12 protein-coding genes are annotated in these 13752 nt (G+C 73.3%); 1 reads left to right on the top strand and 11 read right to left on the bottom strand.

The genetic code is table 11. From position 1 onward, the window contains the following. Positions 1-191: 191 nt before the first annotated feature. The 10 genes from ACZ4XJ_RS35720 to ACZ4XJ_RS35675 all read right to left on the bottom strand — a co-directional run bounded on the left by ACZ4XJ_RS35720 (position 192) and on the right by ACZ4XJ_RS35675 (position 11670). Positions 192-2594, bottom strand: a complete 2403-nt coding sequence (locus ACZ4XJ_RS35720) for an SDR family oxidoreductase (RefSeq protein WP_362883474.1) — start codon at positions 2592-2594, stop codon at positions 192-194. Positions 2595-2596: 2 nt separating this feature from the next. After that, entirely contained in the window at positions 2597-3583 is a 987-nt protein-coding gene (locus ACZ4XJ_RS35715) for an aromatase/cyclase (protein ID WP_384000912.1), read from the bottom strand. 235 nt (positions 3584-3818) lie between these two features. Next, positions 3819-4088 carry an acyl carrier protein gene (locus tag ACZ4XJ_RS35710; protein WP_362883477.1) on the bottom strand — a complete coding sequence of 90 codons (270 nt, stop codon included), beginning with the start codon at positions 4086-4088 and terminating at the stop codon, positions 3819-3821. 112 nt (positions 4089-4200) lie between these two features. Next, on the bottom strand, positions 4201-5418 hold the full coding sequence (locus ACZ4XJ_RS35705; protein ID WP_362883479.1) for a ketosynthase chain-length factor: 1218 nt from the start codon (positions 5416-5418) through the stop codon (positions 4201-4203). Further along, positions 5415-6683 carry a beta-ketoacyl-[acyl-carrier-protein] synthase family protein gene (locus ACZ4XJ_RS35700; RefSeq protein WP_468498666.1) on the bottom strand — a complete coding sequence of 423 codons (1269 nt, stop codon included), beginning with the start codon at positions 6681-6683 and terminating at the stop codon, positions 5415-5417. The genes ACZ4XJ_RS35705 and ACZ4XJ_RS35700 overlap by 4 nt, the downstream gene beginning before the upstream one ends. 40 nt (positions 6684-6723) lie before the next feature. Beyond that, a complete protein-coding gene (locus tag ACZ4XJ_RS35695) occupies positions 6724-7053 on the bottom strand; it encodes a TcmI family type II polyketide cyclase (RefSeq protein WP_362883482.1) in 330 nt (109 codons plus the stop codon). Positions 7054-7135: 82 nt separating this feature from the next. Next, complete coding sequence (locus ACZ4XJ_RS35690; protein ID WP_362883484.1) at positions 7136-7783, bottom strand: TetR/AcrR family transcriptional regulator C-terminal domain-containing protein; 648 nt, start codon at positions 7781-7783, stop codon at positions 7136-7138. Positions 7784-7992: 209 nt separating this feature from the next. Next, complete coding sequence (locus ACZ4XJ_RS35685) at positions 7993-9474, bottom strand: FAD-dependent monooxygenase (RefSeq protein ID WP_468498665.1); 1482 nt, start codon at positions 9472-9474, stop codon at positions 7993-7995. A 450-nt stretch (positions 9475-9924) separates the two neighbouring features. Next, positions 9925-10788, bottom strand: coding sequence for a hypothetical protein (locus tag ACZ4XJ_RS35680; protein ID WP_468498664.1), 864 nt, complete (start codon positions 10786-10788; stop codon positions 9925-9927). 111 nt (positions 10789-10899) lie between these two features. Continuing rightward, the gene (locus ACZ4XJ_RS35675; RefSeq protein ID WP_362883489.1) at positions 10900-11670 is read right to left on the bottom strand and encodes a response regulator transcription factor; all 771 of its coding nucleotides are present in this window, start codon (positions 11668-11670) and stop codon (positions 10900-10902) included. 229 nt (positions 11671-11899) lie between these two features. On the opposite strand from ACZ4XJ_RS35675, the gene ACZ4XJ_RS35670 reads away from it, so the two are divergent. Beyond that, positions 11900-12514: a ScbR family autoregulator-binding transcription factor gene (locus ACZ4XJ_RS35670; RefSeq protein WP_362883491.1), complete on the top strand. Its 615-nt coding sequence runs from the start codon at positions 11900-11902 to the stop codon at positions 12512-12514. Positions 12515-12641: 127 nt separating this feature from the next. Here ACZ4XJ_RS35670 and ACZ4XJ_RS35665 read toward each other — a convergent pair whose 3' ends face one another. Further along, positions 12642-13583 carry an SRPBCC family protein gene (locus ACZ4XJ_RS35665; protein ID WP_362883493.1) on the bottom strand — a complete coding sequence of 314 codons (942 nt, stop codon included), beginning with the start codon at positions 13581-13583 and terminating at the stop codon, positions 12642-12644. Positions 13584-13752 lie beyond the last annotated feature (169 nt).

The following is a 13752-nucleotide window of genomic DNA, read 5'->3' as shown; positions in this document are numbered from 1 at the left end:
TGGGGCGGGGGGCGGCCGGGGGGGGGGGGGGGGGGGGGGGGGGGGGTTGGGGGGGGGGGGGGGGGGGGGCCGGGGGGGCGGTTTGGGGGGGGGGGGGGGGGGGGGGGGGGGGGGCCCCCCCCCCCCCCCGCCCCGGCGCCGGCGCGGCGCGGGTGTGCGCCGGCGGGTACGGGGGCCTTCGCGCGGCCCGCTCAGCCGAGCAGGGTGCCGCCGGTGGCGTCGACGAAGGAGCCGGTGATCCAGCGCGCCTCGTCGGTCGCGAGGAACGCCACCACGTCGGCGACGTCCTCCGGCTCGCCCACCCGGTTGAAGGTGGAGAGCGCCGCCATCTGCTCGACGGCCTCGGGGACGTCGAAGACCGGGTTGTCGTTGCGGGTGATGCCGGGCGCCACCGAGTTGATGGTGATGCGCCGCGGCCCCAGCGCCTTCGCGAAGTGCAGGGCGAGCTGTTCGAGCGCCCCCTTGCTCATCGCGTACGCGATCTCGTCCGGGTTCGCGAACCGGGTCAGGCCGGAGGAGATGTTGATGATCCGGCCGCCGTCCGGCATGTTCCGCAGCGCCCGCTGGATCAGGAAGAACGGGGCCCTGGCGTTCACCGCGAAGATCCGGTCGAACTGGTCGGGCGTGAGGTCGGCGGGGCCGACGCCGCCCATGACCCCCGCGTTGTTGACGAGGATGTGCAGGTCGGTGCTGCCGGTGCGGTCCAGCAGGTCCCGTTCCAGGGCGTCGAACAGGGCGTCCGCGTCCCCCCGGACCCCCAGCTCGGCCCGTACCGCGAAGGCGCGGCCACCGTCGCGTTCCACCTCGGCGACGACGGACCGGGCCGCCTCCTCGTCCTGGGTGTAGTGGACGGCGACGAGCGCGCCCTCCTCCGCGAGCCGGACGGCGGCCGCCCGACCCATGCCCCGGCTCGATCCGGTGACCAGCGCGGTTCTGCCCGTCAGCCTGTCCATCCCGCTCCTCCGCTCCCTCGCCACCCGTACGGCGGGGGAGGCCGTCACCGGTTCGCGACGGTCGGCGTCCCGCTGCGGGGCCCGGACCGGGACCGGCCCGAACCAGCGCTCCAGGGCGGCCGTGAACTCCTCGGCCCGGGGCGCTCCGTCCGCCGCGCCGGTTACCTCCGCCGACTCCGCCGACTCCGCCGACTCCGCCGCATCCGTCGCGTCCGTCGGCTCCGTCGCGTCCGACCAGACGACGTGCCCGTCCGGCCGGACCAGGAGCGCCACCGGTTCGTGGCCCTGCGTCGGGGTGGCGGTCGCCACCGTGAGCCGGTCCGCCCAGGGTTCGGCCGCGGCGCGCAGTTGGGCGCGCCGGGCCTCGTCGCCGGGTGCCAGGAGCAGCAGTCCGCGTCCGGGGCGCAGGAGTTCCGAGGTGGTGGTGGCGCCGGCCGCGGCCATCGCGCCCGTCAGCGGCAGGCGCCGGCCGAGCAACGGGTCGGCGCCGCCCGAGGAGACCTCGTAGCGGACGTCCAGCCCCGAGATCATCCCGGCCAGGTGGACCCGTACGTCCTCGTGCCCGGTCAGTTCCGCGAAGACCTCCCGGATCGCGTCGACCTCGCCGCCGCCGAGCAGCAGCAGTGCCTGGGTCCGGACGTTGCTCCGGACCGCCTGGCCGACGGTGTGGCGTTCCTCGTGGTAACTGTCGAGGAGCGTGTCCGCGGCCCGCCCCGCGACCGTGGCGGCGAGCTTCCAGCCCAGGTTGAAGGCGTCCTGCAACCCGAGGTTGAGTGCCTGGCCGCCGATCGGCATCTGCTGGTGCGCCGCGTCCCCGGCGAGCAGCAGCCGGCCCCGCCGGTAGTCCGCGGCCTGCCGGGAGGCGTCGCCGAACGAGTTCACCCACAGCGGGGTGCCGCCGCTGATGTCCTCGCCCGTGATGCGCTTCCAGGTGTCGGCGACCTCCTCGAAGGAGGGCCGGCCGGGCCGGGGGGCGGCCCCGAACTCGTGGACCATCACCCGGGTCACCCCGTCGGGGCGCCGGGCGGCGATGGCGAGTCCGCCCGGCAGCCGCTCGAAGCGGCGGGCCGGGACGTCGATGCCGGTGACGTCCGCGCGCAGCAGTTCGCGGCCCGCGTCGGTGCCGGGGAACTCGAAGCCGCCCAGCCGGCGCACGACGCTGTCCTCGCCGTCGCAGCCGACCGCGTACGCGGCCCGCAGCCGGACGGGCGTCCCGTCGGGTTCCCGCGCCTCGACGAGGACGCCGTCCCCGGTCGTGGTCAGGCCGGTGACCTCGTGGGCGCGCCGGACGTCGGCGCCGAGGTCGGCCGCCCACTGCCCGAGGACTTCCTCCAGGCGGGTCTGCGGGACCTTCCACTGCCCCGGGTAGGGGCCGGGGAGGTCCAGTCCGAGGGAGATCCCGCCGAAGTGGCCGGCGGGCTCGTTCGGGATGTCACCGAGCCCGTCGAGCAGGCCCCGGCTGTCGAGGATCTCCATGGTGCGGGCGTGCAGGGTGGACGCGCGCGATTCGGTGGTCGGGGCGGTGAGCTTGTCGAGGACCACCACGTCCGCGCCCGCCAGCCGCAGTTCCCCGGCGAGCAGCAGCCCGACGGGGCCCGCGCCGACCACGATCACCTGGGTGTCGGTGTAGTCCCCAGACATGATCAGGCCTTGTTCTCTGCGTGCTCGGCCGCCCGGTCGGCGCGCCCGCCCTGCTCGGCGTAGCGCTTGGCGTGGCCGAGGGTGGCGCGGCTGTTGGTGCTGAGGGCGTTGCGGACGAATTCCCGCGCGTCCTCCACGCCGGCCTGTTCGCCGAGCACCTCGGCGATGTTGTCGGTGTTGATGGTGACGGTGTGCTGCGAGGAAGCGGCGACGCCGTGGTCGTTCTCGGCGAAGGTCCAGTAGCCCGTGTGCAGGGTCATCAGGGCGGGCAGCACCGTCTGCTTGTAGGCGATCTTCTCGTGGGGGAAGGTCACCCGGTAGGACTTGGTGGTGTGGGTGGCGCCGTCCTTGGAGTGCGTGGTGTCCATCTCCAGTTCCTGGAGGCCGGGGGTGTCCTCGGTGAGGCGGACGACCGCCACGTGCGGGAGTCGCTCGGGCCACAGGTCGGCGCGGTTGACGAAGTCGAAGACGTCCTTGGCGCTGCCGTCGATCTGGACGGTGTCCTCGAAGGAGAAGGTGAGGTCCTCGGCGGCGTGGGCGAGCTCGACGTTGGTCTTCAGGGCGGCGAGTTCGGTGCGGGAGTTGCGGTCGACGGCCTCGTCGATCCAGGCCAGGGAGGCCGGGTCGTCGTCGATGGCCCGGTAGTCGTGCAGGAGCCGTACCCGGGAGGCGTCCTCGCCCAGCGGCTCGATGATCCAGGTGCCGCCCATGGCCGCGATGGGGGGTGCGGGTATCTCCTGGCGGAAGGTGATGACGAGGCCCTCGGGGTCCAGGGTGCGGCGCGAGGTCCAGTTCTTCGGCTCGCCGTTGGCCGTGGCCCAGATGCGGATGCGTTCCTGGTGCGGGCCGTCGGGCGTCTGGTCGACGTAGATGGTCGGCGGGAAGATCCGGGGCCAGTTCCTGACTTCGGCGATCAGGCGGTAGACGGCGGCGGCCGGGGCCGAGATCGTGATCTCGTGCTCCACCTCGCGCAGGCCGGGCTGCGACATGCTGATGACTCCTCGGGAATCGTAAGGTTTTCGGGGTCGGCGGACCGCCGTGCGATCTTCGAGCGGCCCGGGCGGTACGGGCCGGGCCGACGGTGCTCCGTCGGAGCGTCGGCCGGCCCGTACCGCCGGGACCGCGGGGGGAACGCGCCTTCGGAGTGCTACCGGCCGCCGCCCGGAGGGCGGGGCCGGACCCGTCGCGCGGACGGGACCCCGATGGCACGGCCTGGGGCACGCCCTAGGCGTCGACGAGGGCCCGCAGGCTCTCGTTGATGGCCGCGACCAGGGACCGCGGCGTGGTGTGGTCGCTGAACACGTCGTCGTCGAGGGTGACGCCGAACTCGCGCTCGATCCGGCCGCCGGTCTCCAGGAGCGCGAGCGACTCGTAGCCCAGCGTCTCGAAGTCGCTGTCGAGGATGTCGCCGTCGAGGTCGACGCCCTCGTCGGCGCCGGCGCCCTCCAGGAGGATGCGCTTGAGGTCGTCAAAGGTGAATTCCTGCTTGGACACGATGGATCCCTTCATCGGTGAGCCGTGGCCGGTGGGTTCCGGCTACGGGGCACGGCAACGCCCGCCGCTGTCAGGGGGGTGGTGACGGTGACGGACGCCGGTTCGTGGGCCGTCAGTCGACGGCGCGCACCACGACGGCGGAGTTGAAGCCTCCGCGGCCGCGGGCGAGGACGACCGCGGTGCGCACGGAGGCGGTCCGCGGCCGGGAGGCCACCAGGTCGAGGTCGTGGGCCGGGGACAGTTCGACGTTGGTGGTCGGCGGGATGAGGCCCTCCCGCATGGCCAGGACCGCCGAGACCACGTCGACCGGCGCGCCGCCCGCGTTGAGCCGGCCCGTCATCGTCTTGGGGGCGGTGACCGGCACGCCGCGCGGCCCGAAGACCGCGGTGATGGCCTCGGCCTCCTGCCGGTCGAGCGCGGGGGTGCCCGCCGCGTCGGCGAAGACGACGTCCACCTCGGCCGAGTGGCAGTCGGCGTCGGCGAGGGCCGTTTCCAGGGCGCGGCGCAGTCCGGGTTCGCGTCCGCTGCCGGGCCGGGGGTCGAGCGTGGCGCCGTAGCCGGCGAGTTCGCCGTAGACGGTGCGCGCGCCGCGGGCCAGGGCGCTGTCCTCGTCCTCCAGGACGAGGAGGGCGCCGCCCTCACCCGGTACGTAGCCGCGGGCGGCCGCGTCGAAGGGCAGGTAGGCGCTGTCCGGGGCGGCGGCGGTGGACATCGTTCCGCCGGCGAGGTGGGCGGCCCAGCCCAGCGGACAGATCGAGGCGTCGAAGCCGCCGGTGGCGATCAGCTTGCTGCCCTTGCGGAGTTGGCGTCGGGCGTGGGCGAGGGCGTCGAGGCCGCCCGCCTGGTCTCCGACGATGACTCCGGTGGGGCCGCGCAGGTCGTTGCGGATGGAGATCTGGCCGCTGTTGACGGCGTAGAACCAGGCGAAGGACTGGTAGGCGCTGACGTGGTTGGCGCCCTGGCTCCAGAGCTTGCGGAGCTCGGTCTCGCCGAACTCGAAGCCGCCGGACCCGGCCGCGGTGACCACGCCCATGTCGTACGCGTCGATGTCGCCCGGTGTCACTCCGGCGTCGGTGAAGGCCTGGTCGGCGGCGACCAGGGCGAGCTGCGTCACCCGGTCGGTCTGTGGGACGAGCCGGCCCGGGAGGTGTTCCCCGGCGTCGAAGCCGTGGATCTCCCCCGCCAACCGAGCCGGGTAGGACGAGGCGTCGAAGCGGGTGACGGGACCGATGGCGTTCTTGCCGATCCGGGTCGCCGCCCAGAAGTCCTCGACGCCGAGCCCGGTGGGGGCGGCCACGCCGATGCCGGTGACCAGGGTCCTGGCGCTCATGCGGTCCTCCTGTCGGGCCTGGTCAGCACCATCGCGCTCTGGAACCCGCCGAATCCGCTGCCGACGGTCAGGACGGCATCGGTGCGGTGTTCCCGCGCGACGAGCGGGACGTAGTCGAGGTCGCACTCGGGGTCGGGGGTGTGGAGGTTCGCGGTGGGGGGCACCACGTGGTGCTCCATCGCGAGGACGGAGGCGGCGATCTCCATGGATCCGACGGAGCCGAGCGAGTGCCCGATCATCGACTTCACCGAGCTGACCGGGGTGCGGTACGCGTGCGCTCCGAGCGCCACCTTGTACGCGGCCGTCTCGTGCCGGTCGTTCTGCTTGGTGCCCGAGCCGTGCGCGTTGACGTAGTCGATGTCGGTGGGGTTCAGCCTGGCCTCGTCCAGCGCGACCGTGATGGCCTCGGCCATGTCGCGGCCGTCGGGGCGCAGGCCGGTCATGTGGAAGGCGCTGGAACGGGAGGCGTAGCCGGCGATCTCCGCGTAGACGTGCGCGCCGCGGCGGCGCGCGCTGTCCCACTCCTCCAGTACGAACACCGCGGCGCCCTCACCGAGGACGAATCCCTTGCGGGAGGCGTCGAAGGGCCGTGAGGCCGTTGCGGGCTCGTCGTTGAGCGAGGTCGTCGCCCTGATCGCGTCGAAGCACGCCAGGGTGAGCGGCGTGATCGGGGCGTCCGCGGCGCCGGTGATCATGACGTCGGCGGTTCCCTCCCGGATCAGGTCGACGGCGTGCGCGACCGAGTCGATGCCGGAGGTGCAGCCGGTGGAGACCACCGTCGCCGGGCCTTCGGCACCGACGGTCCACGCGATTTCCGCCGCGAAGGAGCTCGGCACGAAGTGGTCGTACATGTGGCGCGGTGCGTACCTGTGGTCGACCTCGGCGAGCCGGCCGTCGTCGCTGACCACGCGGTATCCGCTGTCGAGGCTGCCGACGGCGCCCACGGCGGTGCCGATGCTGACGCCCGTGCGGTACGGATCGAACCCGGCGAGGTCGAGGCCGCTGTCGGCGAGCGCCTCGCGCGCGGAGACGACGCCGAACTGGGCGGCGCGGTCCAGCCGGCTGATCTCCTGCGGAGTCAGCCCGTGCGTGCGGGGGTCGAAGTCGGCTTCGGCGGCCACCCTGGAGCGGAACGGCGAGGGGTCGAAGAGGGTGATCCCCCGGGTCGCCGTCCGTCCGGAGCTCAGCAGGCTCCAGAAGTTCTTGGTGCCGATGCCTCCCGGCGCCAGCACGCCGAGCCCCGTGATCACTACCCGGCGAGCCACCGGTGCTGCCCTCCCCTCGTGTCGGACCGGCGGGACGTCATCACGACGCCGACCAGTCGTAGAAGCGGGTGGCCATGGCGTCGGCGGGGGTGCGCCAGGTCGCCGGGTCGTAGGGCTGGATGAACGGCAGCAGGTCGTGGCTGATCTTCATGAAACGCGGGTCCGTACGGGAGTCCTGGATCCGCTGTCCGCCGTCGTCGCCGGCGAAGTCCTGGAGGTGGAAGTAGAGGCCCTTGTACATGAACAGCCGGCGTCGCAGGGTTCCCATCCGCTCCGGCATGTCGGTGGTGTCGAACTCGGCGAACAGGCTGGCGACTTGGTCTTTCGACATGCTGTCCATCCGGGCCACGATCAGATTGCTGTGCTGCATCCGTTCTCTCTCTTCCGTGAGCTTCGGTGAGCTCGTGTGAGCTTCCGTCGGGGGCGTGCGTGCTTCAGGCGTGGTACAGGCTTCAGGCGTGGTAAAGGCGGATGAAGTCGGCCACGCCGTCGGCGATGAGCGCGTCGGCCTCGGCGTCGGGCAGCGGCAACGCCCCCAGGAAGGAGCGCTGGACGACGGTGGAGGGGACCAGCAGGATGAAACGTTCCGCCGCCTGGTCGGCGTCGGCGATGTCGAGCAGCCCCTTGGCCGCGACCCGCTGGAGCCGGCGGGCCAGCTCGCGCCGGGCCTGGCGGGGGCCGGCGTCCTGCCACTTCTGGACCGCCTCGACGGGGAGCCGGCTGACCTCGGCGCTGATGTGCCGGACGATCGCGAAGTGTTCGCGGAAGGCCTCCAGCGGCGCCAGCCAGGCCCGGCCGAGCGCGATGAGGTCCTGCTCCAGGTCGGTGATCTCCTCCAGGTAGCTCTCGGCCACCGACGCGAGGGCGGCCGCGACGGAGACCGAGCTGTCCAGCAGCACGCTGAGCAGCAGCTGTTCCTGGTCCGGGAAGTGCCGCTCCACCGTGTCCGTCGGTACGCCCGCCTCGACGGCCGTCGCCTCGGCGGTGCAGCGGGTCCAGCCCTCGCGGGCCAGGACGGTACGGGCGGCCCGGACGATGTCACGGCGTTCCGCGGTCGGTCCGGCGGGGGCGCGCTCGATCGTTGCTTGCGGCGTTGCCATGTGGGTCTCTCCTCGTGACGTGCTCGCACGACCGCCGGATGCGCCGGTCGTCAGGGGGTACTGGACCTCGGGCGTACCGGGTCCCGGGCGTACCGGTCTTCGCGCGTACGGGGCGCCGGGCGTGCCGGGCGCCCGGCGTGCCGCTCCCCTCGGGATCCCCCCGGGGCTCGGGCGCCGGTGGGTCGGGCGCCGGTGGGCGGCGCCGGGGGTCAGGGAGCGCCGAACCAGCGTTCGAGTGCCATGGGCAGGTCGTGGTGGCTGCCCGGTGCCGCCCAGGCCACGTACCCGTCCGGCCTGATCAGCAGGGCCGTGGTGGCCCCGTCGGGTCCGTCCGGTCCGTCGGGTCCTGACGGTGCGTACGGCCGGGCGGTGACGACGTCGACCCGCTCGGACCAGGCGGCGGCCCGCCGCCGCAGCCGGGGGTTGTCCGCGAGGTCGAGGAGGACGCCGCGCGCGGGGCGCAGCAGTTCGGTGCTGGAGGTCCGCTCGCCGGAGCCGGTCGTCAGCTCCAGGCGCGGCATGCGCCGACCGAGCAGCGGATGGCTGCCCCCGCCCACCTCGTAGGAGATCTCCAGACCGCTCACCATGGCCGCGAGGTGGCGGGCCACGTCCTCGTACGCCATCAGCTCGCGCAACGAGTCCCGCAGCGGCTGCACCTCCGTGCCGCTCAGGAACAGCAGCCCCTGGGCCCGGGTGTTCATCAACAGCCGCTTGCCGACCGCGTGCCGCTCGGAGTGGTAGGTGTCGAGCAGGCTCGGCGGGGCCGTGCCCCGCACCACCGCGGCGAGCTTCCAGCCGAGGTTGACCGAGTCCTGGATGCCGGTGTTCATGCCCTGGCCGCCCGCCGGCAGGTGGATGTGGGCGGAGTCGCCGGCCAGGATCACCCGGCCGCGCCGGTACTCGGTGACCTGCCGGGTCGCGTCGCCGAAGGCGCTCACCCACACGGGCTCGGCAGCCGATATGTCGTCCCCGGTCAGCCGCTGCCAGGCGGCGGCCACTTCGTCGAAGGAGGGCGGGCCCTCGCGCCGGCGCGGCGGCGTGCCCCGCTCGCAGACCACGATGCGGGTGGTGCCGCCGGGGAGCGGGCCCACCATCACCATGCCGCCCGGCAGGGTCTCGCCGATCATGCGGGGCTTCAGTTCGATGCCCTTGATGTCGGCGAGGTACATCTCCATGGTGGCCGCGGTGCCGGGGAAGTCGAAGCCGGCCGCCTTGCGGACGGTGCTGCGACCGCCGTCGCAACCCACCAGGTACGCCGCGCGCAGGGTGTGCCGGCCGTCGGGACCGCGCACCTCGACGTCGACGCCGTCCCCGTCGTCGTGGACCGCGACGACCTCGTGGCCGCGGCGGATGTCGGCGCCCAGGCCGGTGACCCAGTCCTCCAGGTGGGCCTCGGTGACGGACTGCGGGACGGTCTTGGCGGCTTGGCAGGCGCCGTCGAGCACCCCGAAGTCGAGGGGCAGGCCGCCGAAGTGCCCGAGCGTGCTCGTCTCGACGTCGCCGAACCGGGCGAGGATGCCGCGCTGATCGAAGGTCTCCAGCGTGCGCGCGGTGAAGCCGAGGCCGCGTGATTCGCCCGTACGCCGTTCCAGGCGTTCCAGGACGACGACGGCGACTCCCGCCAGCCGCAGTTCACCGGCGAGCATCATGCCCGCCGGCCCCGCGCCGACGACGATCACAGGGGCGTCCATCAGGTCTCCTCGAATTCGCCTCCGGAGACAGTGCACCGGATCTTGACTACAAGGTTCTTCGGAGACGGGAGGGCATTCAATGGCGGCGGATTCAGGAGTCGGTCAGGTTCCACAAGGGCTGGTCCGTAGAGTCGCGACACGGCCAAGCGAAGGTCAAGCGCAGGTCAGACCGCTCGATCCGGGCCCTACCGAACGCTGTGCGCGCTTCCGCGCGGCACCATCCGAAATTCCGGGCCCGCCGTGCGCGTTCCCGCGCGTCGCCGTGCGGGATTCCGAGCCCCGCCGTGCGCGTTCCCGCGCGTCGCCGTGCGCGTTCCCGTGCGGCAGCGTGCGGGATTCCGAGCGCCGCCGTGCCCGTTCGCACGCCTTCCCGCGCGGTTCGGCGCGCGGTCGCGTGTCCCTCCGCACCCCGGGGACGGGCGGATCGAGGTCGGTCGCGCGTACGGCAGGTCAGCCGCGAGCGGCCCGGCGGCTGAAGCAGGCACGGACGTCGGTCTCGCTGTAGTACGTGCGCCCCGCGCGGTTGCGCCTGCGCCACCGCTCCTCGCTCGCCAGCCGGTAGACGGTGCCCGTCGGGGCGTGCCACAGCCGCGCGATGTCCGCCGCGGTCAACCAGCGTTCGGTGGGGACGGCGGCCGCCGCGGCGTCCCCGGCGGCGGTCCCGGCCGGGCGGGTCGGCTCCATGGAGTGGCTCAGTTCGCTCCAGCGTTCGCTGGTCCAGCGGTGGCCCGAGTCGGCGTCGCACACGATGGTCGGACCGGCGGACCGGGCCCCGTCGCGTACGGCGAGGGCGAGGCCGCCCGCGCAGTCGGGCTCGGGGCAGGCACCGAGCCGGATGGTGCGCGTCGGGTCGGGGAAGGCGGCGCGGCGTCCCGCCCGGACGAGCCGGGCTATCTCCTCGGTGACCTCGGCCACCGCCGGATGGGCCGCGAGCCAGTCGGCGTTGCGCAGCAGGAACGCCGTGAGCGCGGCGGCCGTGCGCGGCGGCGGCGCGCAGCTCCGCTGCTGGGCGACCAGGCCGCTCCAGGAGCCGAGTACGGACACCATCCGGGCACGCACGTCGGCCGCCGCCGCGTTGAAGGGCAGCCCGGGGTGCTCACCCCCCGTGGTTCGTTCGCGCAGGCTGCCCGGGGCTCCGCCGCCGAGCACCCGCCCGCATTCCTCGTACAGGTGGGCCAGTTCGGCCAGGCCCGCGCCGAAGTGGTCCCTGCAGGACCGGCACAGCCGACTGCCCTGGACCGCACGCCGCCGGCCGCGCCCGTCGGAACGGTCGCCGCGGCAGCCCTCCCCGTGGCACAGCGCCGTCACGGTCATGTCCGTCCCCCTTGGTCCGCCCCGGCCCTGCTCGTCGTCCGCCCGCGCACCGCGGTGCGGTTGTGGTTCCGCGTCTCCTGCCGGACCGGGATCCGGGCACCGGAGTGGGACTCAGCCCTGGCCGAAGCGGAAGCCGACTCCCCGGATCGTGATGATCCAGCCGGCCCCGATCTTGTTGCGCAACGTGCTGACGTGCGTGTCGACGGTGCGACGGGACCAGGAGTCACCCCAGACCTGCTGCATCAGCATCTTGCGGGGGATGACGGTGTCGGGATGGGAGGCGAGGAGGTAGAGCATGTCGAACTCCTTGCGGGTGGTCTCGACGGGCTCCCCGTTCAGGGTCACCTCCCGCGTGCCCGCGTCGATCCGCAGCGCCCCGCAGGTGATGGTGGCGGCGACGGGGCGCGACGGCCGTGACCGGCGCATGACCGCTTCCATCCGGGCCATCAACTCGCGGAAGCCGTACGGCTTGGCCAGGTAGTCGTCCGCGCCGGCCTGCAGGCCCAGGACCCGGTCGAGTTCGCTGCCCCGGCCGGTGACGGCGATCACCGGTATCTGGTGCGCCGCACGGATCCCCCGGCACACCTCCAGACCGTCCAGGTCCGGCAGTTCGAGGTCGAGGAGGACCAGGTCGGCGTCGGCGTAGCTGCGCAGCGCCTCGCTCCCCGTGGCGACGATGTCGACCTCGTGACCGTGACGACGCAGTCCGCGCGCCAGGGTCTCCGCTTCGACGGCGTCGTTCTCAACGATGAGGATCCGCCACAGCGCCGACTGGGCCGGGCCGTTCTGTGGCGCTCTCGGACCCTCCGCAAGCGAGAACCCTCCGCCCGCCCCCGCGGCGGCTGTGTGAGGTTCCAGCACAGCGTAGGAACGCTGGTTCATCTGCCCCCCTCCCTCAAGCTCGGTTGAGCCAACGTCAAGAAGATACAAACCGCTTCGTCGGTTTGTCAAAGGCTGTAAGCGCTGCCAAGTGAGTCAATAAAGACGTCAAATCGGGTCAAGTGCGGCCAGCGAACCTGACCAAACAGGCCACCGCCACCCCCCACCCTTTTACTCAATACCAACGGGACGGTTTAATATGAATAGGAAACTGATACAGGAGCCCTCCGTGATGAAACAAGAACGCGCTGTCCGAACCCGCCGGGCACTGATCGAGTCAGCGGCGGTGGTGTTCGGGCAGCGCGGGTACGCGGACGCGACGCTGAGCATGATCAGCGCCGGCGCCGGGGTGAGCCCGGGCGCGCTCCACTTCCACTTCGAGAACAAGGCCGCGGTCGGCGCGGCCGTCGAGGCCGCCGCCGCGCGGCGCCTGCGCGCCGCCGCCCGCACGGTGTACGCGGAGCGGACCTCGGCCCTGCAGGCTCTGGCGGGCAGCACGCTGGCCCTGGCCGGGCTGCTCTCGTACGACGTGGTGGCGCGGACCGGCCTCCAGCTCGCGCGCGAACCCGCGTACGCGTCACAGTCCGCCCTGCTCGGGGAATGGCACGTGTACGTGCACCGGCTGCTCGCCGAGGCGAAGCAGGAGGACGCGCTGGTCCCCGGCCTGTCGGGGCACGGCGTGGCCGCCTCGGTCGTGGCGGCCACGTTCGGTTTCGCGGTCCTGGGACGGGACGACCCGCAGTGGCTCTCCCCGCGCACGCTGGCGGGGTTCTGGCGGGTGGTCATGCCCTGTCTGGCCCGCCCCGCCCTGCTGGCGGGCCTCGACACCCCGAGCACCGGTTACTGACCCCTCCCGAGGAGACGACCGGGGCCTCCGGGGTCCCGTCCGGCAGGGCGCGGCGGACCCGCGGGCGCCCGGGACACGGGCCGACGGCAGGACCGGTGGAGCCGGTCCCGCCGCCGGGGCTCCGCGGTCAGACCGACCGGAGCGACCTGACCGATTCCCGAGCGTGCTGCTGCGCCGGCCCGAGCGTGGCCCTGCTCTCCGCGCCGAGCGCCTCGCGGACGAACCGGCGCGCCCGCGCGAGGTCCGCGTCCGGGCCGAGGACGCGTTCCACCATCCGCTCGTCCAGCAGGACGTCGTGCCGGGCGACGACGGTGACACCGGTCGCGTCGGGCTCCACCGACCATTCGCCGGTGTGCGCGCTCAGCAGGGCGTGCGGACGCAGCTGTTTGAAGACGATCCGGCCGGCCGCCGGGAAGCACACGCGCACCGCCTCGGTGGTGTAGGCGGAGCCGTCCCCGGCGAGGTTGACGACCGTGGCGTGTTGGACGCCGGGGCTGCCCTCGGTGACCTCGGCGCGCACGACGTGCGGCACCCGGCCGGGCCAGGACGCCACCCCGTACAGGAACTCGTAGACCGGTTCGGCCGGTCCCTGGATCCGTACGGACTCCTCGAAGGAGAACGCGGCCGCGTCCAGCCGCAGCCAGCCCTCCGCGGCGGCCCGCAGCCGGTCCAACGTGGTCCGTGCCCCGGCCCGCGCCGCGGCGAGGAGCCGTTCGGCGTCCGCGGCCCGCTCGACGGTGACGCTGACGTCCTGCTCCAGCGTCAGCCGGGACCAGCCGGGCGCGAGTTCCTCCACCCTCCAGCTGCCGCCGGTCGTGCTGACGGGGGCCCCGGACCGCTCCGCGCGGAAGTCGACCCGCCGGCGTCTCGCGTCCAGGGTGCGCCGCCACAGCGACGGTTGCGGGACCCCGTCGACGACGGCCCATTGGAAGTACCGGTCCGTGGTCCCGTCGAAGTCGAGACGCTCCACGTGAATGCTGTCCGGCAGGAGCAGCGGCCACTGGGTGGTGTCGGCCACCAAGGCGTACAGGACTCCGGCCGGCGCGGCCGCGTCGACCGCGTGTGACATCCGGTGTGATCGCTCGACAGACATCAGACACCCTCTCTCAACGCTTGACGCAGATCCTGTCCGCGTTCGCCGGAATCCGCGTGGAGCACTGGTGGAGTTCCGCGAGCGCCCGACGTCCCGCGCCGTGCACGGCCGGCCGGGCCGGGGGAGCCGACCGGGTCGACCGTTG

Source organism: Streptomyces sp. NPDC029836, from assembly GCF_055574495.1.
The sequence above is the reverse complement of the archived record's forward strand: the minus strand, read 5'-3'. Positions and strand labels throughout refer to the sequence as shown.

Excerpts from the sequence above, each read along its gene's own strand:
- ACZ4XJ_RS35665 (WP_362883493.1), bottom strand. The coding sequence starts at position 13,583 with ATGTCACACGCGGTCGACGCGGCCGCGCCGGCCGGAGTCCTGTACGCC.
- ACZ4XJ_RS35685 (WP_468498665.1), bottom strand. The coding sequence starts at position 9,474 with ATGGACGCCCCTGTGATCGTCGTCGGCGCGGGGCCGGCGGGCATGATG.
- ACZ4XJ_RS35715 (WP_384000912.1), bottom strand. The coding sequence starts at position 3,583 with ATGTCGCAGCCCGGCCTGCGCGAGGTGGAGCACGAGATCACGATCTCG.
- ACZ4XJ_RS35670 (WP_362883491.1), top strand. The coding sequence starts at position 11,900 with ATGAAACAAGAACGCGCTGTCCGAACCCGCCGGGCACTGATCGAGTCA.
- ACZ4XJ_RS35720 (WP_362883474.1), bottom strand. The coding sequence starts at position 2,594 with ATGTCTGGGGACTACACCGACACCCAGGTGATCGTGGTCGGCGCGGGC.
- ACZ4XJ_RS35680 (WP_468498664.1), bottom strand. The coding sequence starts at position 10,788 with ATGACCGTGACGGCGCTGTGCCACGGGGAGGGCTGCCGCGGCGACCGT.
- ACZ4XJ_RS35675 (WP_362883489.1), bottom strand. The coding sequence starts at position 11,670 with ATGAACCAGCGTTCCTACGCTGTGCTGGAACCTCACACAGCCGCCGCG.
- ACZ4XJ_RS35705 (WP_362883479.1), bottom strand. The coding sequence starts at position 5,418 with ATGAGCGCCAGGACCCTGGTCACCGGCATCGGCGTGGCCGCCCCCACC.
- ACZ4XJ_RS35695 (WP_362883482.1), bottom strand. The coding sequence starts at position 7,053 with ATGCAGCACAGCAATCTGATCGTGGCCCGGATGGACAGCATGTCGAAA.
- ACZ4XJ_RS35690 (WP_362883484.1), bottom strand. The coding sequence starts at position 7,783 with ATGGCAACGCCGCAAGCAACGATCGAGCGCGCCCCCGCCGGACCGACC.